Origin of the sequence: Pseudomonas sp. CYM-20-01, assembly GCF_023169845.1 — a bacterium.
Lineage (GTDB): Bacteria > Pseudomonadota > Gammaproteobacteria > Pseudomonadales > Pseudomonadaceae > Aquipseudomonas > Aquipseudomonas azotoformans.
The window spans coordinates 2460224-2481049 of the sequence record NZ_AP025169.1 but is presented as its reverse complement, the minus strand read 5'-3'; the positions used below and the strand labels follow the sequence as shown (position 1 = coordinate 2481049).

Annotated in this window: 19 protein-coding genes; 12 read left to right on the top strand and 7 right to left on the bottom strand. The window is 62.5% G+C overall.

Features of this window, described 5'->3' with window-relative positions; all coding sequences use genetic code 11:
• Nucleotides 1-60 precede the first annotated feature (60 nt).
• Both yegQ and flgE read left to right on the top strand, forming a co-directional pair.
• Entirely contained in the window at nt 61-1374 is a 1314-nt protein-coding gene (yegQ, locus tag M2497_RS11320; RefSeq protein ID WP_248487521.1) for a tRNA 5-hydroxyuridine modification protein YegQ, read from the top strand.
• Nucleotides 1375-1503: 129 nt separating this feature from the next.
• A complete protein-coding gene (gene flgE / locus M2497_RS11315; RefSeq protein WP_248487519.1) occupies nt 1504-2814 on the top strand; it encodes a flagellar hook protein FlgE in 1311 nt (436 codons plus the stop codon).
• 34 nt (nt 2815-2848) lie between these two features.
• On the opposite strand, the gene M2497_RS11310 is transcribed toward flgE, so the two are convergent.
• Nucleotides 2849-4528 (bottom strand): methyl-accepting chemotaxis protein, encoded by a 1680-nt coding sequence (locus tag M2497_RS11310; protein WP_248487517.1) that lies wholly within the window; start codon nt 4526-4528, stop codon nt 2849-2851.
• A 112-nt stretch (nt 4529-4640) separates the two neighbouring features.
• Nucleotides 4641-5960: a Na+/H+ antiporter NhaC family protein gene (locus tag M2497_RS11305; protein ID WP_248488192.1), complete on the bottom strand. Its 1320-nt coding sequence runs from the start codon at nt 5958-5960 to the stop codon at nt 4641-4643.
• Between the two features lie 239 nt (nt 5961-6199).
• On the opposite strand from M2497_RS11305, the gene M2497_RS11300 reads away from it, so the two are divergent.
• Nucleotides 6200-8347 carry a methyl-accepting chemotaxis protein gene (locus M2497_RS11300; RefSeq protein WP_248487514.1) on the top strand — a complete coding sequence of 716 codons (2148 nt, stop codon included), beginning with the start codon at nt 6200-6202 and terminating at the stop codon, nt 8345-8347.
• A 51-nt stretch (nt 8348-8398) separates the two neighbouring features.
• On the opposite strand, the gene M2497_RS11295 is transcribed toward M2497_RS11300, so the two are convergent.
• From M2497_RS11295 to M2497_RS11280, 4 genes are read right to left on the bottom strand one after another with little or no spacing between them, the layout of a single operon-like run.
• Nucleotides 8399-9760: a sensor histidine kinase gene (locus M2497_RS11295; RefSeq protein WP_248487511.1), complete on the bottom strand. Its 1362-nt coding sequence runs from the start codon at nt 9758-9760 to the stop codon at nt 8399-8401.
• Complete coding sequence (locus tag M2497_RS11290; protein ID WP_071489687.1) at nt 9757-10425, bottom strand: response regulator transcription factor; 669 nt, start codon at nt 10423-10425, stop codon at nt 9757-9759. The genes M2497_RS11295 and M2497_RS11290 overlap by 4 nt, the downstream gene beginning before the upstream one ends.
• Nucleotides 10425-10736 (bottom strand): PepSY domain-containing protein, encoded by a 312-nt coding sequence (locus M2497_RS11285; RefSeq protein ID WP_071489688.1) that lies wholly within the window; start codon nt 10734-10736, stop codon nt 10425-10427. The genes M2497_RS11290 and M2497_RS11285 overlap by 1 nt, the downstream gene beginning before the upstream one ends.
• Nucleotides 10736-11038, bottom strand: coding sequence for a PepSY domain-containing protein (locus tag M2497_RS11280; RefSeq protein ID WP_248487510.1), 303 nt, complete (start codon nt 11036-11038; stop codon nt 10736-10738). Before M2497_RS11280 ends, M2497_RS11285 begins: the two co-directional genes overlap by 1 nt.
• 158 nt (nt 11039-11196) lie before the next feature.
• Here M2497_RS11280 and M2497_RS11275 point away from each other — a divergent pair, with 158 nt between their 5' ends.
• From M2497_RS11275 to codA, 9 genes are all read left to right on the top strand, one after another.
• Nucleotides 11197-12276: a patatin-like phospholipase family protein gene (locus M2497_RS11275; RefSeq protein ID WP_248487508.1), complete on the top strand. Its 1080-nt coding sequence runs from the start codon at nt 11197-11199 to the stop codon at nt 12274-12276.
• Between the two features lie 310 nt (nt 12277-12586).
• Nucleotides 12587-12943 carry a 6-carboxytetrahydropterin synthase QueD gene (queD, locus tag M2497_RS11270; protein ID WP_003190259.1) on the top strand — a complete coding sequence of 119 codons (357 nt, stop codon included), beginning with the start codon at nt 12587-12589 and terminating at the stop codon, nt 12941-12943.
• 128 nt (nt 12944-13071) lie between these two features.
• The gene (locus M2497_RS11265; protein ID WP_058426425.1) at nt 13072-13446 is read left to right on the top strand and encodes a hypothetical protein; all 375 of its coding nucleotides are present in this window, start codon (nt 13072-13074) and stop codon (nt 13444-13446) included.
• Nucleotides 13443-13640, top strand: coding sequence for a helix-turn-helix transcriptional regulator (locus M2497_RS11260; protein WP_248487507.1), 198 nt, complete (start codon nt 13443-13445; stop codon nt 13638-13640). The genes M2497_RS11265 and M2497_RS11260 overlap by 4 nt, the downstream gene beginning before the upstream one ends.
• Before the next feature lie 26 nt (nt 13641-13666).
• Nucleotides 13667-14113 carry a GNAT family N-acetyltransferase gene (locus M2497_RS11255; RefSeq protein WP_248487506.1) on the top strand — a complete coding sequence of 149 codons (447 nt, stop codon included), beginning with the start codon at nt 13667-13669 and terminating at the stop codon, nt 14111-14113.
• Nucleotides 14114-14116: 3 nt separating this feature from the next.
• The gene (locus M2497_RS11250) at nt 14117-14740 is read left to right on the top strand and encodes an NUDIX hydrolase (protein ID WP_248487505.1); all 624 of its coding nucleotides are present in this window, start codon (nt 14117-14119) and stop codon (nt 14738-14740) included.
• 191 nt (nt 14741-14931) lie between these two features.
• Nucleotides 14932-16200, top strand: coding sequence for a cytosine permease (gene codB, locus M2497_RS11245; RefSeq protein ID WP_248487503.1), 1269 nt, complete (start codon nt 14932-14934; stop codon nt 16198-16200).
• Nucleotides 16197-17402 (top strand): PucR family transcriptional regulator ligand-binding domain-containing protein, encoded by a 1206-nt coding sequence (locus M2497_RS11240; RefSeq protein ID WP_248487501.1) that lies wholly within the window; start codon nt 16197-16199, stop codon nt 17400-17402. Before codB ends, M2497_RS11240 begins: the two co-directional genes overlap by 4 nt.
• 27 nt (nt 17403-17429) lie before the next feature.
• The gene (gene codA, locus M2497_RS11235) at nt 17430-18665 is read left to right on the top strand and encodes a cytosine deaminase (protein ID WP_248487499.1); all 1236 of its coding nucleotides are present in this window, start codon (nt 17430-17432) and stop codon (nt 18663-18665) included.
• Between the two features lie 8 nt (nt 18666-18673).
• Here codA and M2497_RS11230 read toward each other — a convergent pair whose 3' ends face one another.
• Nucleotides 18674-20824, bottom strand: a complete 2151-nt coding sequence (locus M2497_RS11230) for a lipase family protein (protein WP_248487497.1) — start codon at nt 20822-20824, stop codon at nt 18674-18676.
• Between the last annotated feature and the right edge of the window lie 2 nt (nt 20825-20826).

Below are 20826 nucleotides of genomic sequence, written 5' to 3'. Positions count from 1 at the left end.
TGGATCAATGAACCGCCCTCGCCGCTCGGCTACCTTCGCCACCTTTTGCGACCCGTGCCCATGCCTTCCATCCTAGCCCCCGAACTGCTTGCCCCCGCCGGCACCCTGAAAAACATGCGCTACGCCTTCGCCTATGGCGCCGATGCGGTGTACGCCGGCCAACCGCGCTACAGCCTGCGGGTACGCAACAACGAGTTCGACCACGCCAACCTGGCCCTCGGCATCCAGGAAGCCCATGCCCTGGGCAAGCGTTTCTACGTGGTGGTGAACATTGCGCCGCACAACGCCAAGTTGAAGACCTTCCTCAAGGACCTCGCCCCGGTGATCGCCATGGGCCCGGATGCGCTGATCATGTCTGATCCCGGGCTGATCATGCTGGTGCGCCGGCACTTCCCGCAGATGCCGATCCACCTGTCGGTGCAGGCCAATACGGTGAACTGGGCCAGCGTCGAGTTCTGGCAGCTGCAAGGGATCTGCCGGGTGATCCTGTCGCGGGAGTTGTCCCTGGAAGAAATCGAGGAAATCCGCCAACAGGTGCCGGCCATGGAGCTGGAGGTGTTTGTGCACGGCGCCCTGTGCATGGCCTATTCCGGGCGCTGCCTGCTCTCGGGCTATATAAACAAGCGCGATGCCAACCAGGGCACCTGCACCAATGCGTGTCGCTGGAAATACCAGGCCACCCCGGCAGTGGAAAACGCCACCGGCGATATCGTCCAGCACTGCGAGCCGACCCTGGGCATTGGTGCGCCGACCGACCAGGTGCTTCTGTTGCAGGAAGCCAACCGCCCCGATGAACAGATGCCGGCCTTCGAAGACGAGCACGGCACCTACATCATGAACGCCAAGGACCTGCGCGCGGTGCAGCACGTGGAGCGCCTGACCCACATGGGCGTGCACTCGCTGAAGATCGAAGGCCGCACCAAGTCGCACTTCTACTGCGCACGCACCACCCAGGTGTATCGCCAGGCCATCGACGATGCGGTGGCCGGCCGCGCCTTCGACCGCAGCCTGATGACCAACCTCGAATCCCTGGCCCAGCGCGGCTACACCGAAGGGTTCCTGCGCCGGCATGTGCACGATGAGTACCAGAACTACCAGCACGGCAGCTCGGTGTCGGAGCGCCAGCAATTCGTCGGCGAACTGACCGGCGAGCGCCGGGGCGAGCTGGCCGAGGTCAAGGTGAAGAACCGCTTCGCCGTGGGCAATCACCTGGAATTGATGACTCCCACCGGCAACTTCCACTTCGACCTGGCCACCCTGCACAACGCCAAGGGCGACGCCATCGAGGTCGCGCCGGGAGATGGGCACACCGTGTACCTGCCACTTCCGGCCGAAATGGACCTGCGTTTTGGCCTATTGATGCGCGATCTCTGAGGGGGCGCCGGGTAAATAAATCCCGGCCTCCATGCTTTCTCCACACAGCCTCCCCCGAACGTCCATGCGCGGTGCGCACACTCAGCCCTTCCCCAGCCTCGACCAGAAACGGCACCAGAAGGAGTTGATATGTCTTTCAATATTGGCCTTAGCGGTCTTCACGCCGCCAATAAGCAGATGGACGTCACGGGCAACAACATCGCCAACGTCGCGACCAGCGGTTTCAAGGCATCCCGTGCGGAATTCGCGGACATCTACGCCGCTACCCGACTGGGCACCGGCCAGAACAGCATCGGCAACGGTGTGAACCTGGCGGCGGTGTCCCAACGGTTCACCCAGGGTGACGTCAACACCACCGGCGGTACGTTGGACATGGGTATCCAGGGCGGCGGCTTCTTCGTCCAGAAAAGAAGCGACGGTTCGCTGGAGTACACCCGCAGCGGCGCCTTCCGGGCCGACAAGGACGGCTACATCACCAACAACACCGGCACCTCGCGCCTGCAAGGCTACGGGGCAGACGCCAACGGCAAGATCGCCAAGGGTGGCCTGGTCGACCTGCAATTGAACCTGGCCAGCCTGCCGCCCAAGGCGTCGACCAAAGTCGATTCGACCAGCAACCTGAATGCGTCGATGCCCGTGATCGACCAGGTGGCCAAGCCGTTCAACCCGAACGACACCAGCACCTTCAGCACCCAGTACAGCACCACCCTGTATGACTCCCAGGGCAATGCCCACCCGATGGTGCAGTACCTGGTGAAAACCGACGGCAACAAATGGAACGCCTACACCCTGATCGACGGGCGCAACCCGAACGGCTCGGCGCCCACCGGTACACCGTCCACGCCACCGGTGCCGTCCACGTTGACCTTTGACGGCGCGGGCAAGCTCACCAGCGTCGTAACCGCAGGCGTATCCGACAAGACCCTGACCCTCACCGGCTGGGTCCCCGGGACGGTGACCAACGGCGTGTGGAAGGCCAACGGTGCGGATGCCAACCCAACCGGCATCGCCGTCAACCTGGCCAACATCACCCAGTACAACTCGGCCAGCTACCGTAACCCGCCGGTCACCGATGGCTATGCCACCGGCCAGATCACCGGCCTGAAAATCGACGGCAACGGCGTGCTGTTCGCCACCTTCAGCAACCAGCAGAGCAAGGCCGTCGGCCAGGTTTCCCTGGCCAGCTTCAACAACGAACAAGGCTTGCAACCGGCCGGCGGCACCGCCTGGAGAGAGACGTTCGCCTCCGGCCAACCGGGCTATGACACCCCGCAAGCCGGCACCCTCGGCGCGATCAAGGCCAATGCCCTGGAGAACTCCAACGTCAACCTGACCAACGAACTGGTCGACTTGATCAAGGCCCAGAGCAACTACCAGGCGAACGCGAAAACCATCTCCACCGAAAGCACGATCATGAAGACGCTGATCCAGATGACGTGACACCGCCTATGCGTCGCGGCGCACAACCGCTGGATCAGATCCGGAACTGGCCGACCAACTGCCCCAGGCGCTGACCCAGGTCCGCGAGGCTGCGGGAGGTCTGGGCGCCCAGTTGGGTCTCATCGGCCACACTGTCCACCGCCACGGCAATCTGATGCACGCTGCGGTTGATCTCTTCGGCCACGGCGGTCTGCTCCTCGGCGGCACTGGCGATCTGGGCGTTCATCGAATTGATGGTGCCGATCAACTGCGCCATGGTGTCCAGCGATGCCCCGGCTTGGTTGGCCTGGGCCGAGGTGCCGTCGCCGGCATCGCTGGAACGGCGCATGGCGTCCACCGCGGCTTCAGTGCCTTTTTGCAGGCGGTCGATCATGCCCTGGATTTCCTGGGTGCTGGTCTGGGTGCGGCTGGCCAGGGCGCGCACTTCGTCGGCGACCACCGCAAACCCACGGCCGGCCTCCCCGGCCCGCGCGGCTTCAATCGCGGCGTTGAGCGCGAGCAGGTTGGTCTGTTCGGCAATGGAGCGGATCACGCTGAGCACGCTGACGATGGAGGCCACGTCCTGCTGCAGGCTGTCGAGGGACACGCCGCTGCTGCGGATGTCGTTCACCAGCGCGTGGATCTGCGCGATGCTGCCGTCCACTACGCGCTTGGCGGCCTGACCTTCGGCGTCGGTCTGCTGGGCGGCGACCGAGGCGCCCTGGGCACTGCGCGCCACTTCCTGGGCGGCGGAGGACATCTGGTTGATCGCCGTGGCGACCTGGTCGGTCTCGTGGCGCTGGCGTTCCATGGCCTGTTCGGAGCGCTGGGCCTGGTCTGACACCTGGCTGACCAGACCGGTGAGTTGGCCTGTCATCTCGGTGATCTGGCGCACCAGGCCGTGGATCTTGTCGACAAATCGGTTGAACGCACCCGCGAGATCGCCCAGCTCGTCCCGGCTGGTGATGGCCAGGCGGCGGGTCAGATCGCCTTCGCCGGCCGCGATGTCGTCGAGGTTGGCTTTCATCAGGTGCAACGGACGCAAAATGGTATTGGCCAGCAGCATGCCCACGGCAGCGATCACCAGCAGTACCACCACGGCCACGCCGAGGATGCTCAGCAGCACGCCTTCCATGCGTTTCTCGACCTTGGCCTCGACCACCGCCACCTGGGCTTCGATGCCGTCCAGGTTCACCGAGGTACCGATGACCATGTCCCACTTGGGCAGGTATTCGGTGTAGCCCATCTTGGGCACCAGTTCGGTCTGGCCTGGTTGGGTCGAGCTGTATTGCAGGTAATGGGTGCCGTCCTTGCCGACCTTGACCAGGTCACGATTGACGTACACGCCGTTGGGGTCGCGGTTATCCTTGAAGCTCTTGCCCACGCCGTCGGGGCTGTTGCCCTTGAACAGGCGGATGGTCTCGGAGTCGTAGCCGAAGAAGTAGCCGTCCTTGCCGTAGCTGGTGTTGGACAGCAGCTTGACCACCTCGGCGCGCGCCGCGGTATCACCGGGCGCCGCCGCGTCGTAGAGCGGCTTGATGGTGGTCATGGCCACTTCGACGTAGCTTTGCAGGGTGGCCTTGGCGTCGTTGAGCAGGCGCTGACGGGTTTCTTCCACCTCATTGCGCGCCTGGCCCTGCAGGATCCACACGGTGGTCAGGCTGATGACCACGGCAAACAACAGCACCGGCACTACGGCGAGGGACAGGACTTTGGCCTTGAGGCTCAGACGCATGGGTTTTCTCTCTTATTAGTGGCGACTAGAGAGGTTAACGGCCGCGTAGGAGGTTTCTGTAGTGAGCGGGCTTGCCACAGCAAGCCCATTCACTCCAACAAGCCCGCGGTGGTCAGAGGGTCATCGCGGCCAGCCAGCCAAATGCCAGCAGCGGGAGGTTGTAGTGCAGGAAGGTCGGCACCACGGTGTCCCAGATATGGTGGTGCTGGCCGTCGATGTTCAGGCCGGAAGTGGGCCCCAGGGTCGAGTCCGAGGCCGGCGAACCGGCGTCACCCAAGGCACCGGCCGTGCCGACAATGCACACGATGGCCATGGGGCTGAAACCCAGTTGCACGCACAGCGGCACGAAGATCGCCGCCAGGATCGGCACGGTGGAAAACGACGAGCCGATGCCCATGGTCACCAGCAGCCCCACCAGCAGCATCAGCAACGCCCCTATCCCACGGCTATGGCCGATGAAGGCCGCCGAGGTTTCCACCAGCGAGCGCACATCCCCGGTGGCCTTGAGCACTTCGGCAAAACCCGAGGCGGCGATCATGATGAAGCCGATCATCGCCATCATCTTCATGCCTTCGGTGAACAGGTCGTCGGTGTCGCGCCAGCGCACGATGCCCGACACCGAGAAGATCAGGAACCCGACCAGCGCGCCGATGATCATCGAGTCCAGCCACAGCTGGATGATGAACGCCGAGACAATCGCCAGGCCGGCCACCAGCAGGGTCAGCGGGTTGTACTGCACCGCCACCTGCTCGACCCGCTCGATCTTCTCCAGGTCATACACACGCTTCTTGCGGTAGCTGATGAACACCGCCACCAGCAGGCCGACGACCATGCCCAGCGCCGGCAGGCTCATGGCGTGAGTGACGTTGACCTGGCTGATATCCACGCCGCTCTTGGCCACGTTGGCCAGCAGGATCTGGTTGAGGAAGATATTGCCGAAGCCCACCGGCAGGAACATGTACGGCGTGATCAAGCCGAAGGTCATCACACAGGCGATCAGGCGGCGGTCCAGTTGCAGCTTGGTCAGCACGTACAGCAATGGCGGCACCAGCAATGGAATGAACGCGATGTGGATCGGCAAGATGTTCTGCGAGGCAATCGCCACCATCCACAGCAGGCCGATCAGCAGCCATTTGACGTGGCTGCCACCGCTGGTTTCCTGACGGTCCACCAGCAGCAGGGCCTTGTCGGCCAACGCGTGGGCCAGGCCGGACTTGGCAATCGCCACGGCGAAAGCGCCGAGCAAGGCGTAGGACAACGCCACCGTCGCCCCGCCGCCCAAGCCGCCATTGAAGGCCTTGAGCGTGGCTTCGATCCCCAGGCCACCGGTCAGGCCGCCCACCAGGGCGCCGACGATGATGGCGATGACCACATGCACGCGGGACAGGCTGAGCACCAGCATGGTGCCGACCGCGGCAATGACTGCGTTAATCATGGTTACCTCAAGAAAAAAACATAAAAAACAGGCATGCCCGCACCCGGGCAGCCATTGGGTGGCAACCGGCGTGCAGGCTTGGAGGAGGTCTTATTAGAGGGCGCGCACTTTGCAGCAGGCAGGCGCACATGTCAAAAAACGGCGCCGCTTTCAGGTTTAAATCGATCGTTTGAATAAAGAAAAACCTGAAACCGCCGATACAGGTTCTCTCTGTGTTTTCAGGTAAGGATGTACCGATGTCGCTCAGGCAGCTCTCCATTCAATGGAAAATCACCCTGCTCGCTGGCTTGTGCCTGCTGGGAATCGTGACCCTGCTGGTGGGTCTGTCGCTGTATCGCATGGAGCAGAGTTCGCAACGGGTCAAGGCCTCCAGCATGCAGATGCTGGATGAAGCGGCCCAGGCGCGCATCGAAGCCCAGGGCGAGGTGCAAGCGCTGGGTATCCGCCGCCAGTTCATGGACGCCTATCAGTACGGCCATGGTTTTTCGCGCCAGGTGCTGTTCCTGCGCGAGCAGGCCGAGAAGCGCTTTCTCGACGCCTTCGACACCCGCGAAGACCTGACCCGCCAGGTCAAGGCCGCGTTGCAGGCCAACCCGGACTTGCTTGGTTTGTCCCTGGTGTTCGAAGCCAATGCGCTGGACGGCAAGGATGAGCTGTTCGCCGACCAGGCGGAGTTGGGCAGTAACGACAAGGGGCGTTTCGCCCTCTACTGGTCGCAACCGACGCCTGGCCAGTTGACCTCCATGTCGCTGCCGGAAAGCGACATGTCCGACACCAGCATCGGCCCCAGCGGCGAAAAGGCCAACGCCTGGTTCACCTGCCCACGCACCACGCTCAAGCCGTGCGTAATCGAACCGTACTTTTACAAGATCAACGGACAAAACGTGCTGATGACCAGCATTGTCTTCCCGTTGATGGCCAACGGCAAAGTCATCGCCTCGCTGTCGGTGGACATCAACCTCAACAGCCTGCAGGCCGTGAGCCAGCAGGCCAGCCACAAGCTGTATGACGGCCAGACCCAGGTCAGCATCCTCAGCCCGACTGGTTTGCTCGCTGGCTACAGCCCCGACGCGAGCAAGCTCAGCCAGCGCCTGGACCAGGTCGACACCGCCAACGGCGCGCAGCTGATCAGCGCCCTGACCGGCAGTACACAAATTCGCAGCCTGCGCACCGATCACCAGCTCAAGGTGCTCGCGCCGTTCGCACCGATTCCGGACGGCAAGCCGTGGGGCGTGCTGCTGGATGTGCCAGAGAAAGTCCTGGTAGCCCCCGCCGAAGCGCTGAAAACCCAACTGGATGCCGACAATGCCAAGGGCACCCTGCTGGAACTGAGCCTGGGCCTGCTGGCCGCCGTGGTCGGCTTGATCCTGGTGTGGTTGATGGCACGCAGCGTAACGCGGCCGATCCTCGGCGTGGCGCACATGCTCGAAGACATCGCCAGCGGCGAAGGCGACCTGACCCGGCGCCTGGCCTACGACAAACAGGACGAGTTGGGCCAACTGGCCGGCTGGTTCAACCGTTTCCTCGACAAGCTGCAACCGATCATCGCCGAGGTCAAACGCTCGGTGCAGGACGCCCGTGGCACCGCCGACCAGTCCGCCGCGATTGCCACTGAAACCAGCGCCGGCATGGAGCAGCAGTACCGCCAGGTCGACCAGGTCGCCACCGCCTCCCACGAAATGAGCGCCACTGCCCAGGACGTGGCCCGCAGTGCGGCGCAAGCAGCCCAGGCCGCACGCGATGCCGACCAGGCCACCCGCGACGGCCTCACCGTGATCGATCAAACCACCCGCAATATCGGGGAGTTGGCGGCGGACATGAGCACGGCCATGTCCCAGGTCGAAGGTTTGGCGGCCAACAGTGAAAAAATCGGCTCGGTGCTGGAAGTGATCCGCGGCATCGCCGAGCAGACCAACCTGCTGGCACTCAACGCCGCCATCGAAGCGGCCCGCGCCGGTGAAGCCGGGCGTGGCTTTGCGGTGGTGGCCGATGAAGTGCGCAACCTGGCGCGCCGTACCCAGGAGTCGGTGGAAGAAACCCGCCTGGTGATCGAGCAGTTGCAGAGCGGTACCGAAGAAGTGGTCGGTTCCATGGGCAACAGCTACCGCCAGGCCCAGGGCAGCGTCGAACAGGTTGGACAGGCCGTGACCGCCCTGCGCCAGATCGGCGATGCGGTAACGGTGATCAGCGACATGAACCTGCAGATCGCCAGCGCCGCCGAAGAGCAAAGCGCGGTGGCCGAGGAGATCAACAGCAACGTGGCGACCATTCGCGATGTGACCGAGTCGCTGTCCGAGCAGGCGAATGAATCGGCGCGGGTGAGCCAGGCGTTGAACAGCCTGGCGAATCAGCAGCAGGGGTTGATGGATCAGTTCCGCGTCTGAAAATGCAAGGCGATCCAATGTGGGAGGGAGCCTGCCCCCGATTGCGGTGTATCAGCCAATCTGTTTTTTGACTGGAATGCCGCCATCGGGGGCAAGCCCCCTCCCACAGGGCAATTCGATCAGCACTTTCAAGCCGCCCAGTTCAGATGCCTGCAACTGCAACACCCCGCCCCACACCTCGACAATATCCCGCACGATCCCCAGGCCCAGACCATGGCCATCGATCTGCTCGTCCAGCCGTGCGCCACGGCTGAACACCTGGGCTCGCTGGCTTTCAGGAATGCCGGGGCCGTCATCCTCCACCGCCAACAGGTAATGGTGCTCCGTCTCGGTGATGCTCAGGCGCACGTCGGCATCCGCCCATTTGCAGGCGTTATCCAACAGGTTGCCGAGCAGTTCCAATAGATATTCGCGGTCCCAGGGCAGTTGCAGGCCCGGCGTGGCGCGGTAGCTCAGGCCCAGGTGCTCGCCGTGGATCATGGTCAGGGTGGCGAGCAGGCCGGGCAGTTCTTTATCACAGTCGAACAACGCACCGGGCAAGGTTTCCCCGGCCAGGCGGGCGCGATTGAGTTCGCGGTTGAGGCGTTGCTGTACCTGCTCCAACTGATCACGCAGCAGTTTGCTCAGTTCGGGATGCTGCCTGAGCGTCTCGCTCGATGCCGCGCTCAACAGCACGGCCAAAGGCGTCTTGAGCGCATGGCCGAGGTTGCCCAGGGCATTGCGCGAACGCTTGAGGCTGTCTTCGGTGTGAGCCAGCAGGTGGTTGATCTGCGCCACCAGCGGCTCCAGTTCCAGGGGCACCTGGGTATCGAGTTGCGAGCGTTGCCCCTGTTGCAACTGGGCAATCTGGTTGCGCGCGGTTTCCAGCGGGCGCAAGGCGCGGCGCACGGTCACCCGTTGCAAGATCAACACCAACAGCAGTGCCGCCAGCCCCAGCACCAGGCCGATCTGGCGCATCAGCCGGAAGCTTTCGCGCACCGGGGTGTAGTCCTGGGCCACGCTGATGGAAATCGATTGGCCAAACCGCTTGTAGTCCGCACGCAGCACCAGCAGTTGCTGGCCTTCTGGGCCGAGTTGCAGGTTGCCCTTCAGCCCCGCCTCGGGCAGGCGCGGCAGTTCCTGGTCCCACAATGAGCGGGAGCGCCAGTGGACGTCGGCAAAATCGATGCGGAAGTAATGCCCGGAAAACGGCCGTTGATAGGCTGGCGACAGGCGTTGCTCATCCAGCTGCACACCGTTGGGCCCACGCACCAGCGCCACCAGCAGGTTTTCGGCGTCGTTGCGCAAACCGGCTTCCAGGTAGCGCTGCAAGCCGGCCTCGAACAACCACAGGCTGGTCTGGGCCAACACCACGCCGACGATCACCATCACGCTGATCAGCCCCAGGCTCAGGCGCCGCTGGATCGACCTCATGCAGGGCTGGCGCCAAACCGGTAACCCTGGCCGCGCCGGGTCTCGATCACGCTGCGGCCCAATTTGCGGCGCAGATGGTTGACGTGCACTTCCAGCACATTGGAGTCGCGCTCGGTCTCGCCGTCGTAGAGGTGCTCGGCCAGGTGGCTTTTCGACAGGATCTGTTCGGGGTGCAGCATGAAATAGCGCAACAGGCGAAATTCGGCGGCGGTCAGCTGGATCTCATCGCCGTCACGCAGCACGCATTGGCGACCTTCGTCCAGATGCAGGCCGGCCGCCTGCAACGTCGGTTGGTTCGCCTGGCCGTGGGAACGGCGCAACAGCGCCTGGATGCGCAGGTGCAGCTCTTCGGGGTGAAAGGGTTTGGCCAGGTAATCGTCGGCGCCGGCCTTGAGCCCTTCGATGCGCTCGGCCCAGGAGTCGCGGGCGGTGAGAATCAGTACCGGAACGGCCAACGCGGCGGCTCGCCATTGGGCCAGTACCTCAAGCCCAGGCAGGCCCGGCAGGCCGAGGTCGAGGATGATCAGGTCGTAGGGCTCGCTGCGGCCCTGATACACGGCATCGCGCCCATCGGCCAGCCAATCGACGGCATAGCCCTGGCGCTGCAGGCCAGCCATCAGTTCATCGGCCAAGGGTACGTTGTCTTCCACCAGCAGCAGGCGCATCAGTCTTCCTCGTCTTTGATCAACACACCGGTGCGCGCGTCCAGCTTGATCTCGCGCACCACACCTTCGGTGGTCACCAGTTCCACTTCATAGGCATATTGGCCGTGTTTCTTCTCCAGCTCGGCCTCCAGCAGGCGCGAGCCGGGGTAACGCGCCATGGCCTGCTGCAACAATTGCTCAAGCGGCAGGATCACCCCCTGCTGGCGCAGCGCCAAGGCTTCATCCTGGTTGAGGTCGCGGGCCGCCAGGCTGGAGCAGAATGCCAAGAGCACCAGCGCCACTCGACTGCCGACGCGTAAATTTACCTTCATTACGTATCCTGATGATTCTTGAGGACCTGCCCGGTGAGCGCGTCCAATTCAACGTCCCATTCGATGCCGTGGGCATCTTCCAACTCGACCTCATACACGTACTTGCCGTAGGCCTCGTCGAGGTCGGTGTCCAGCAATGTCGAACCGGGATGCAGGGCCAGGGCCGTAGCTTCCAGTTGATCGAAAGCGACAATAGTAACAGTGGCCGGCACTTTCAGTGGTTTGTCGGGGTCCACGGCTCGGGCCTGGGTCGCCGTGAAGGCGATGATACCGGCGGCGGCCAGCGCGGTGAGGCGCTTCATGATAAGTCTCCGTTACAGGATGTTTTCCTACGCCGGCCACCGTACGCCCTGCAACTTAACTGAAACTGAATTGCCACCATGGCAATTCCCGCCAAGGCCTTTGCCCTACATTCCACGAGATTTTCTATAATGCCCCGCTCGCTCGGACAGAGACCGGTATGACAGCCATCCACATCAAGTTTCCCGCCCTGACCCTCAAGGCCGGCAAACGCGCCTTTGCGCGCATTCGTGAACAAGGCCTCACGCCTGCCGAGGTGGGCATCCTGCCCGGCGCGGCCGGCGGCCCGAAGGCACTCGGCATCCAGGGCCTGGACCTGGCGCTGTTCGGCGACTGGCTGCCCCGTGCGCCACGGGAACGCGCCCTGATCGGTGCCTCCATCGGCTCCTGGCGGTTTGCCAGCGCGTGCCTGCCCGACCCGGTGCAAGGCCTGCTGGACCTCGGCCGCCTGTACAACGAACAGCGCTTTGCCAAAGGCGTGACCATGGCCGAGGTCAGCCAGAGCTGCCAGCGCATGCTCGACGACTTGCTCGCCGGTCGCGATGCGCGGGTGCTGGACAACCCGAATTACCGCCTGAACATCATGGTGGTCAAGAGCCACGGCCTGCTGGCCGACGACCATCGCGGACGGCTCGGGCTGGGCCTGTCATCGGTGATTGCCGATAACCTGCGCGGCCGCGCGCGGCTGTCGCGGCACTTCGAACGGCTGATCATCCACGACCCGCGCCAGGCGCCGCCGGTGCATCCGCTGAAGGACTTCCCCTCGCGCTTCCTGCCCCTGGAACTGGGCAACCTGCGCCAAGCCCTGCTGGCGTCGGGGTCGATCCCCATGGTGATGCAAGGCGTGCGCGACCTGCCGGGCGCCGGCGCCGGCACCTACCGCGACGGCGGCCTGCTGGACTACCACCTCGACCTGCCCTACCACGGCGATGACATCGTGCTGTACCCGCACTTCACCGACCGGGTCATCCCCGGCTGGTTCGACAAAGGCCTGCCGTGGCGACGCAGTAACCAGCAAGGCTTGCAGGATGTGTTGCTGCTGGCGCCCTCCAGGGACTACCTGGCCCGCCTGCCCCACGGCAAACTGCCAGACCGCAGCGACTTCAAGCGCTTCATGGGCGACGACGCGAGCCGCAACAAGTACTGGCAGACCGCGATGAGTGAAAGCCGAAGGCTGGGCGATGAGTTTCTGGAGCTGGCGGATAACGGCAGATTGGGCGAGAGACTGCAGATCCTGTAGACGCGGGCCGGAATCCGGCAGGGGTTTGGGGGATGACCACCCGATTAAATGTGAACACTGCAACTGTGGCGAGCGGGCTTGTCCCGCGTTGGGTTGCGAAGCGACCCTGGAAGGAGGAATGCGGTGAGTCAGGCACTCTTCGGCTGCTGGTTTTGGGGCTGCTTCGCGACCCAGCGCGGGGCAAGCCCGCTCGCCACAAGCAATCTTTATTCGCCGGCAAGCCGGCGTCTACAGAGGGACGGTATGCGCGGCAACGAATCAAGCTGTTAAACTCGCCGGCTGCCAGATACCTGACCGAGCTGAAAATACCGTGGAAATCTTCAAAGAGTTTACTTTCGAATCCGCCCACCGCCTGCCCCACGTACCGGAAGGCCACAAATGCGGGCGCCTGCATGGACATTCGTTCAAGGTGGCAATCCACCTCAGCGGCGACCTGGATCCCCATACCGGCTGGATTCGCGACTTCTCGGAGATCAAGGCGATTTTCAAGCCGCTCTACGAACGCCTCGACCACAACTACCTCAATGACATCCCCGGCCTGGAAAACCCCACCAGCGAAGTACTGGCCAAGTGGATCTGGAATGAGTTGAAACCCCTGCTGCCTGAGCTCAGTGCGATTCGTATCCACGAGACCTGCACCAGCGGTTGCATCTATCGCGGCGAGTAAGCCGGTGCGATGAAAAAAACCACCCTTGCGGTGGTTTTTTTGTGCCAGCCCTTCATTCATGTAAAGCACCCTTGACACCGCAATAGCCTGTGCCTAATGTAAAGCACCCTTTACTCACGGAGATGGTTATGTCGGTCAAACGCTTCTTGGTGGAATTCGCGGTGACAATGCTGGCGTATTTTGTGTGCGTCGTAGTTTCCAGCACCTACGTGTCGTCCATGCCCGACGGCGCCGCCAAAATTGCCCTGGCTTTGCTGCCCGTCATTCCGATGATCGCGATGGCGATTACGATCATCCGTCGGCTGAACGCCATGGATGAAATGGGTCGCAAGATTCAGTTGGACGCACTGGCCGTGGCCTTCGTGTGCACGGCGCTGACGACCTTCAGCTACGGCTTCCTTGAAACTGCTGGCTTTCCGCGTCTGTCGGCCTTTATGGTGTGGCCGATCATGGGCGGCGTCTGGTGTGTAGCCACGATCATCGGCACAAGGCGCTACCAATGAATAACCTGATGCGCCAGCTGCGTTCGGAACTGGGATGGTCCCAGGCCGACCTCGCCGAGCGCCTGGGTGTGTCGCGCCAGACCGTCAACGCCATCGAGACCGGCCGCTACGATCCGAGCTTGCCCTTGGCGTTCAAGATCGCCAAGGTGTTCGGGCGGCCTATAGAAGGCATCTTCGAAGCGCCAGCAGACTGATCGATTTTCCAGAAGAGCACGCTGCAATGATGCGCCCCGCTACCAGTCATGATGTTGCTGCCATCGAGGCCATCGTCCAGGCAGCCTACTCACCGTATATCGCGCGGATCGGCCGCAAGCCCGGGCCGATGCTGGAGGACTATCCCCAGTTGGTGCAAGCCGGTGGCGTACATGTGCTGGAGAATGCCGGCCGGGTTCAGGGGTTCATTATCCTGCTGCCTACCGACGGCGCGCTATTGCTGGACAACCTGGCCGTCGCCCCGGAGGCTCAGGGCCTGGGTTTCGGACGATGGCTGATGGACTTCGCCGAACAACAGGCGCTCGACGCAGGCTTCGCCGCCATCCGACTGTACACCAACGAAGCCATGACCGAGAACATCACGCTGTACACCCGGCGTGGCTATGTCGAGACCCACCGCGCCGAAGCACACGGCCTGCGTCGGGTGTACATGACCAAGCATTTGCAGGAGTAACCCATGGAAAACACCTGGCTTGCCCAGGCCAAACGCTTGCAGGCATTGGCCTCCACGGGCCTGCACTTCTGCACCGATGATTTCGAGCGTGAACGCCTGGAGGAAATTGCCGAGATTGCCCACAGCATGCTTGCGCAACTAGGCAATGTGCCCCTGGAACGTATCACCGGGTTGGTCAGCGACTTCGCCCAGCGTTACTCGACGCCGATGATCGACGTGCGCGGCGCAGTGATTGAAGGCGACCGAGTTCTGCTGGTGCGCGAGTTGACCGATGGCTGCTGGGCGTTACCGGGTGGATATGCCGATATCGGTTTGTCGGCGGCGGAAAACATCGTCAAGGAGATTCGCGAGGAAGCCGGGCTGACGGTGACGGCGCGGGCGTTGTACAGCGTCACGCACAAGGCCAAGGGCTTGTATCGCCCGGACGTGCGGGACTTCTACAAGCTGTACTTCCTGTGCGAGCCAGTGGACCAGTCGGCACCGATGGCAGGCTTCGAGACCACCGAAGTGGGTTTTTTCCGCCTGGATGAGCTGCCGCCGCTGTCCCGCGGGCGCACCATCGAAAGTGATCTGGAGGCGGCCTTTGCCTTCCATCGTGGCGAGACCACCCACACGCTGTTCGACTGATCCAATTTGTATCACTGCTGCACTGCTTTCGTGCCCGATTGGGCACGGCGACCACTCCTTGCGGCACTTCCTCCCTGTTTGGCTATAAATACTGTGCACGGTGCACAGCGCCCATCGTGCGCTTGTCACTGCCGCCGGCTTGGCACGCACGGTGCAATAGGCCTGCGTCACTCATTCAGGGAGCAAGGCACATGACGCAGCAAGAACCGGGCAACGATTACCCCCTTAGCGAAGTCCCGATGCATGCGCGCAAAGGCCTGGCGTCGACCGCCATGGTGCTGTTGGGCTTTACGTTTTTTACCGCGACCATGTTTGCCGGCGGCAAGCTGGGGGTGGCGTTCAGTTTCACCGACATGCTCGGCGTCGTGGCCCTGGGTAACCTGCTGTTGGGTATCTACGCCGCAGGCCTGGGTTACATCGCCTTCAAGAGCGGGCTGAACTCGGTGTTGATGGGGCGTTTCTGCTTTGGCGAAGTGGGCAGCAAGCTCAGCGATTTGATCCTCGGCTTCACCCAGATCGGCTGGTACGCCTGGGGCACAGCCACCGCCGCGGTGGTGCTGGGCAAGTATTTCGAACTCAGCCAGGGCAGCGTGCTGGCGTTGATGGTGGTATTTGGCCTGGTGTTCTGTGCCACGGCGTACATTGGTTATCGCGGGCTGGAGATTCTGTCCTATATCGCGGTTCCGGCCATGGGCATCCTGCTGTTTCTGTCGATGTGGGTGGCCACGGTGAAAGTCGGCGGCCTGGATGGGCTGCTCGCGGTGGTGCCCACCGGTGAGTTGGACTTGTCCACGGCAATCACCCTGGTGTTCGGCACCTTTGTCAGCGGCGCGACCCAGGCTACCAACTGGACACGCTTTTCGCGCTCGGCCAAGGTGGCGGTGCTGGCCAGCCTGATCGGTTTTTTTGTCGGCAATGGCTTGATGGTGCTGATCGGCGCCTACGGCGCCATCGTCTATCAACAACCGGACGTGGTCGAAGTGTTGCTGCTGCAAGGTTTTGCCATGGCGGCGATGGCCATGTTGCTGCTCAATATCTGGAGCACCCAGGACAACACCATCTACAACTTCGCAGTGGCCGGCTGCAATCTGCTGCGCACCCAACGCCGCAAGACCGTGACCCTGGCCGGTGCGGTGATCGGCACCCTACTGGCGTTGCTGGGTATGTACGACATGCTGGTGCCGTACCTGATTCTGCTGGGCACGGTGATCCCGCCGATTGGCGGGGTGATCATGGCGGACTTCTTCTACCGCTATCGCGGCCACTATCCACGCCTGGCCGATACACGCCTGCCAACATTCAACTGGCCAGGGCTGCTGGCCTATGCGGTGGGCACCGTGCTGGCGTTCAACTCGCCTTGGGTCGCGCCGTTGGTGGGCATCGTTGCCGCGTCGCTGACCTACATCGCGCTCACCGCCGTGCTACGCGTGCGGGCCCCCTTGGCTGACGCCCAGGCATGAGCCTGACCATCGCCGATGTGCTGGCCCTGCCGGGCCTGGAATCCATGCGCCTGCGCGCCGGCGCGGCCGGCCTGGAGAACGCCGTACGCTGGCCCTACGTGGCGGAAAACAGCGGGATTGCCGAGTGGGTATTGGGCGGCGAGCTGGTGTTCGTCACCGGGATCAACCACCCCCGCGACGAAGACAACTTGATGCAACTGCTGGAGGAAGCCTGCGAGCGTCAGGTGGCCGGGCTGGTGATCCTCACGGGGCCGGCGTACATCCAGGCGATTCCCCAACACTTGCTGGAGGCCGCCGAAGCCGCCGGCATGCCGCTGATCGAACAGCCCTACTCGCTGAAAATGGTGCTGGTGACCCAGGCCATTGGCTCGGCGCTGATCCAGTCCGAGCAGTTGGGTCGCTCGCGGCACGATGTGCTGGAACGTTTGCTGACCGGCGACTACCAATCCCTGGATTTGCTGCTGCATCGAGGCATGCAATTGGGCCTGTCACTGGCTGGGCATTGGCAGGTGGTGCAACTGCAGTTGGAAGGCAGTGAGTTGCTGTTTGCCCAAGGCAACGCGGCATCGGTCGAGACGCAACTGGCCCGGCAACATGACGCTATCAGCCGGCGCTTGCGTCAGGTGTCGGCGGGGTTGCCGGTACTTGGGCGGGCCGGCCAATGGACGCTGCTGCTGCCGGCCCCGGACGCCGTCGCCGCCTTGGCCAACCGCCAGCAACTGGTTAACTGGCTCAACCCGTTGAACCTGCGCCTGGCGCCGCTCAAATTGTTTATCGGCCTCAGCGCCACCGCGCACCCACCGGCGCGCCTGGCCCAGGCGCAGGATGAAGCACGCCAGGCACTGGCGGCCGCGCGGCGTTTCAGCGAGCGCGCCGGGCTGTGCGTTTACGACGAATTGGGCGTACTCAAGCTGCTCAGTGGCGTGCGTGATCGCGCCCTGCTCGATCAATTCCTCAATGAACGCCTCGGCCCCTTGCTGCGCCACGACGCGCAGCATGGCCCCAACCTGATGCCGAGCCTGGAAGCCTGGTTTCACGAGAATGGTAACCTGGTGGCCGCGGCCCAGCGGCTGGGCGTGCACCGCAACACCCTGACACAACGTGTCCAGCGCATCGAAGCCCTGTGCGGGCTGACGCTGGATAATTCATATGATCGCCTGGACATTGGCATTGCGCTGATGATCTGGCGACTGTCTGCCTGATTGTTTTTAGCCAAGAGGAACTTGCCCATGCACATCATCAACGCCCGCCTGCGCAACCGTGAAGGCCTGCATGATCTGCACCTGGAACATGGCCGGATCGCCAGTATCACCGCGCAATCGACGGTACCCACCTTGGGCACGGGAGACCTGGATGCCGCCGGCAATCTGGTGACCCCGCCCTTCGTCGAACCCCATATTCACCTCGACGCCACGCTGACCGCTGGCGAACCGCGCTGGAACATGAGCGGCACCCTGTTCGAAGGCATCGAGTGCTGGGGCGAGCGCAAGGCCACCATCACCCAGGAAGACACCAAGACCCGTGCCAAGAAGACGATACAGGCCCTGGCCGCCCACGGTATCCAGCATGTGCGCACCCACGTTGACGTCACCGACCCGGACCTCACCGCGCTCAAGGCCATGCTGGAAGTGCGCGAGGAAAGCACACACCTGATCGACCTGCAGATCGTTGCGTTCCCCCAGGAAGGCATCGAGTCGTACCGCAACGGGCGCGAACTAATGGAAGAGGCCATCCGCCTGGGCGCCGATGTGATCGGCGGCATCCCCCACTTTGAATACACCCGCGACCAGGGCGTGAGTTCGGTGAAGTTCCTGATGGACCTGGCCGAACGCACCGGCTGCCTGGTGGATGTGCACTGCGACGAAACCGACGACCCACACTCGCGCTTTCTCGAAGTGCTGGCCGAAGAAGCCCGCAGCCGCGACATGGGCACTCGCGTCACCGCCAGCCACACCACCGCCATGGGCTCCTACGACAATGCCTACTGCGCCAAGCTGTTTCGCCTGTTGGGGCATTCCGGTATCAGCTTTGTCTCCTGCCCCACCGAGAGCATTCACCTGCAAGGTCGCTTCGACAGTTTCCCGAAACGCCGAGGCGTCACTCGCGTCAACGAACTGCTCGAAGCCGGCATGAATGTGTGCTTCGGTCAGGACTCCATCGTCGATCCCTGGTACCCCCTGGGCAACGGCAACATCCTGCGGGTGCTCGAAGCCGGTTTGCACATCTGCCACATGCTCGGCTACCGCAACCTGCAAAGCGCGCTCGACCTGGTCACCGACAACAGCGCCAAGGCCATGGCCCTGGGTGATCGCTACGGCCTGGAACCGGGACGCCCGGCCAACCTGTTGATCCTCTCGGCGGACAGCGACTACGAGGTCATCCGCAGCCAGGGTCTGCCGCTGTACTCGATCCGTAACGGCAAGGTGTTGATGACGCGCCGGCCAGCCCAGGTGGAGTTTGCGTAGAAGCTCGGTCAGACGATCGAGTCGATATCCAGCGTATGCGCCCTCCCCCTGTCTTTATCCAGAGCGGGAGGGATACGGGCGACCTGCGACAGCTCGCGATTTTCACGGTGGCTGAACCAGCGCTTGAGGCTCGGTGCCAAGTGGGCAGCATGGGCATGACTGCCATAGACATCACGGGCTTCCAGACGGCGCCAACGCAGGGTTGCAAGGCGTTCGCGACTGGTGTGCAAGCGGTCGATTTCGGTGTTCAAGGCTTCGTTGTGCTCATAACCTCGGTCGTTGGCGGCCCTTAGACGGGCCAGCTCCCGACGCTTGTTGCGCAACTGCTGGCGCATGGTCTCGAGCGCGTGGTCGAGCAGTTCGAATTCCCTCGGCGTTACCAAGGGCCCGTTGCTTTCCTGGGTTTGCTGCCAGCGCCGGAGTGTTGCCCAGGCGGCCGGAATGTAGCTGGCGGTCATGAAATGCTGGCTGGCCTGGAACAGCTGCTTGAGCAGGTTGTCACGTTCAGGCATATCACCGTGGAGTTGCAGCGCCCGGTTGCAACCGGCCTCCTGGATGGACTCACAGCCGGGTTGCCACAACACCGAAGAATGCGTGCCATCCGGGAGCGTGATCGGCATGAAATGGTGTTGTTCGCCATGGTGCTCGTAGGGGTTGCCACCGAAACGTACCAGGCCGGCAGCGAACAGCAACCCACCCGGCGCGGGCGCGCTGAACAGCGTGACGGCGCCTGGGACCCAGAGCTTGGCGGTGGTGTTCATCCACGGGGCGGGGACGCTGGGGACAGGGTCGTTGTGGTTGACGATACGGTGGTGGACCAGGGTGGAGGCGCCCGCGGTGAATTCGGAATCGGCGGCGCGGGGGGCGCCGTAGGTGTAGAGGAGGATGTTGTAGTTGCCCTCCGGCGACCGACGCAGGCCTTCTGCCAAGAGCAAGGCAATTGCACCGCCCAGGCTGTGGCCGCAGATGATTATTCGTTGGTTGGTGTGAAATTGTCTGAGGTAGCTGAGTATGAAGTTGCGCATTGCCTGATAGGCTTGATAGAAACCTTCATGCACCTTGCCAACGCCCTCCAAAAAAACCACTTGATGAGCATTAGCGTCCCGTAACCCGTCAGCAGCGCTGGCCGTTCCGCGCACCGCAATCAGAATCACCTCTTCGTGATGAGTGATGAACGCCTGGGTATCAGTGCCGAATTTTTCGTCGTCGAAAAAATGCAAACGCGCAGGATATTCTTGTTCTTCTGCCCGCTCAGGATGGTTCTGAGGATACAACTCAGGATCGAAGGGCAGGATCTCGAATCGTCGAGAGTAAGGGACGTCTTCATAGACGGGATAAAAGCGTTGCTGCTGCTCGGCATCAACCCGCCATGCCTCGTGGAAACCCGAGAGTTTTTCAGCGAATAGATGGCCGACACTCGGATCGAAAGGAAATCGAACCTCCTCAGTGGGTGCTCGAGCGGGTTCTTGCCCGAAATTGCAGTAGCTCAAGGTTGCCATCAATGCCAATTGATAGAGGTTCAACGCACAAAAGCTGTCTTCGTTGGAAAACAACGGGCGCAAGGCTCGCAGCGGCCGAACCTCCAGCGCAGTATGGTGGTTGGGGAACAACACGATCCCCACCAGCGTCGATTGGGGCGGCCCAAACCCTAGGTCGGCGAGCATTTTCAATGCGTGTCGTCGAGGTTGATGAGTGCGCTGGGCAATCGGTGGCAAGTGGGCAACATGGCGAACCAGATCACGGACTTCAACCTGGTAGAAACAGTCAGCTTTCAACTGGGCGGGGTTGCTTTCAGTACGCCGACCATCCGAGGCAGAAAATCGAGTTTGCTCAGCACGAATCTGCAACTCGGTGATTGGAAGTTTATAAGTCTGGCGCGACATCAACCTCTGATACAACCGTTCTGTTCCTGAATACGGATCGTCAAAAACAAGGATTACAGGACCGCAGTAAATATTGGCTAACTTGGCAAAGCCCTCTCCATTCAGTCTGCCTTTGTACTGTTGCCCTGCACTGTCGTGGACGGTGTAAGGCAATCCACCGTACGCCGTCCCAACGCCGAGTTCATCGACCAGACAAAAACTCACCCAATGCCCTCGCAATGAGCAAGCCGGTTTGCTGTCACTGAAAAAAGCCTGCTTCCGTGCATCCATCTTCATGA

Coding starts and splice junctions, on each gene's coding strand:
- M2497_RS11265 (WP_058426425.1), top strand. CDS start 13,072: ATGTCGGTCAAACGCTTCTTGGTGGAATTCGCGGTGACAATGCTGGCG.
- M2497_RS11250 (WP_248487505.1), top strand. CDS start 14,117: ATGGAAAACACCTGGCTTGCCCAGGCCAAACGCTTGCAGGCATTGGCC.
- codA (WP_248487499.1), top strand. CDS start 17,430: ATGCACATCATCAACGCCCGCCTGCGCAACCGTGAAGGCCTGCATGAT.
- flgE (WP_248487519.1), top strand. CDS start 1,504: ATGTCTTTCAATATTGGCCTTAGCGGTCTTCACGCCGCCAATAAGCAG.
- M2497_RS11240 (WP_248487501.1), top strand. CDS start 16,197: ATGAGCCTGACCATCGCCGATGTGCTGGCCCTGCCGGGCCTGGAATCC.
- M2497_RS11275 (WP_248487508.1), top strand. CDS start 11,197: ATGACAGCCATCCACATCAAGTTTCCCGCCCTGACCCTCAAGGCCGGC.
- M2497_RS11310 (WP_248487517.1), bottom strand. CDS start 4,528: ATGCGTCTGAGCCTCAAGGCCAAAGTCCTGTCCCTCGCCGTAGTGCCG.
- M2497_RS11230 (WP_248487497.1), bottom strand. CDS start 20,824: ATGAAGATGGATGCACGGAAGCAGGCTTTTTTCAGTGACAGCAAACCG.
- M2497_RS11295 (WP_248487511.1), bottom strand. CDS start 9,760: ATGAGGTCGATCCAGCGGCGCCTGAGCCTGGGGCTGATCAGCGTGATG.
- codB (WP_248487503.1), top strand. CDS start 14,932: ATGACGCAGCAAGAACCGGGCAACGATTACCCCCTTAGCGAAGTCCCG.
- M2497_RS11285 (WP_071489688.1), bottom strand. CDS start 10,736: ATGAAGGTAAATTTACGCGTCGGCAGTCGAGTGGCGCTGGTGCTCTTG.
- M2497_RS11290 (WP_071489687.1), bottom strand. CDS start 10,425: ATGCGCCTGCTGCTGGTGGAAGACAACGTACCCTTGGCCGATGAACTG.
- M2497_RS11255 (WP_248487506.1), top strand. CDS start 13,667: ATGATGCGCCCCGCTACCAGTCATGATGTTGCTGCCATCGAGGCCATC.
- M2497_RS11300 (WP_248487514.1), top strand. CDS start 6,200: ATGTCGCTCAGGCAGCTCTCCATTCAATGGAAAATCACCCTGCTCGCT.
- M2497_RS11280 (WP_248487510.1), bottom strand. CDS start 11,038: ATGAAGCGCCTCACCGCGCTGGCCGCCGCCGGTATCATCGCCTTCACG.
- yegQ (WP_248487521.1), top strand. CDS start 61: ATGCCTTCCATCCTAGCCCCCGAACTGCTTGCCCCCGCCGGCACCCTG.
- M2497_RS11260 (WP_248487507.1), top strand. CDS start 13,443: ATGAATAACCTGATGCGCCAGCTGCGTTCGGAACTGGGATGGTCCCAG.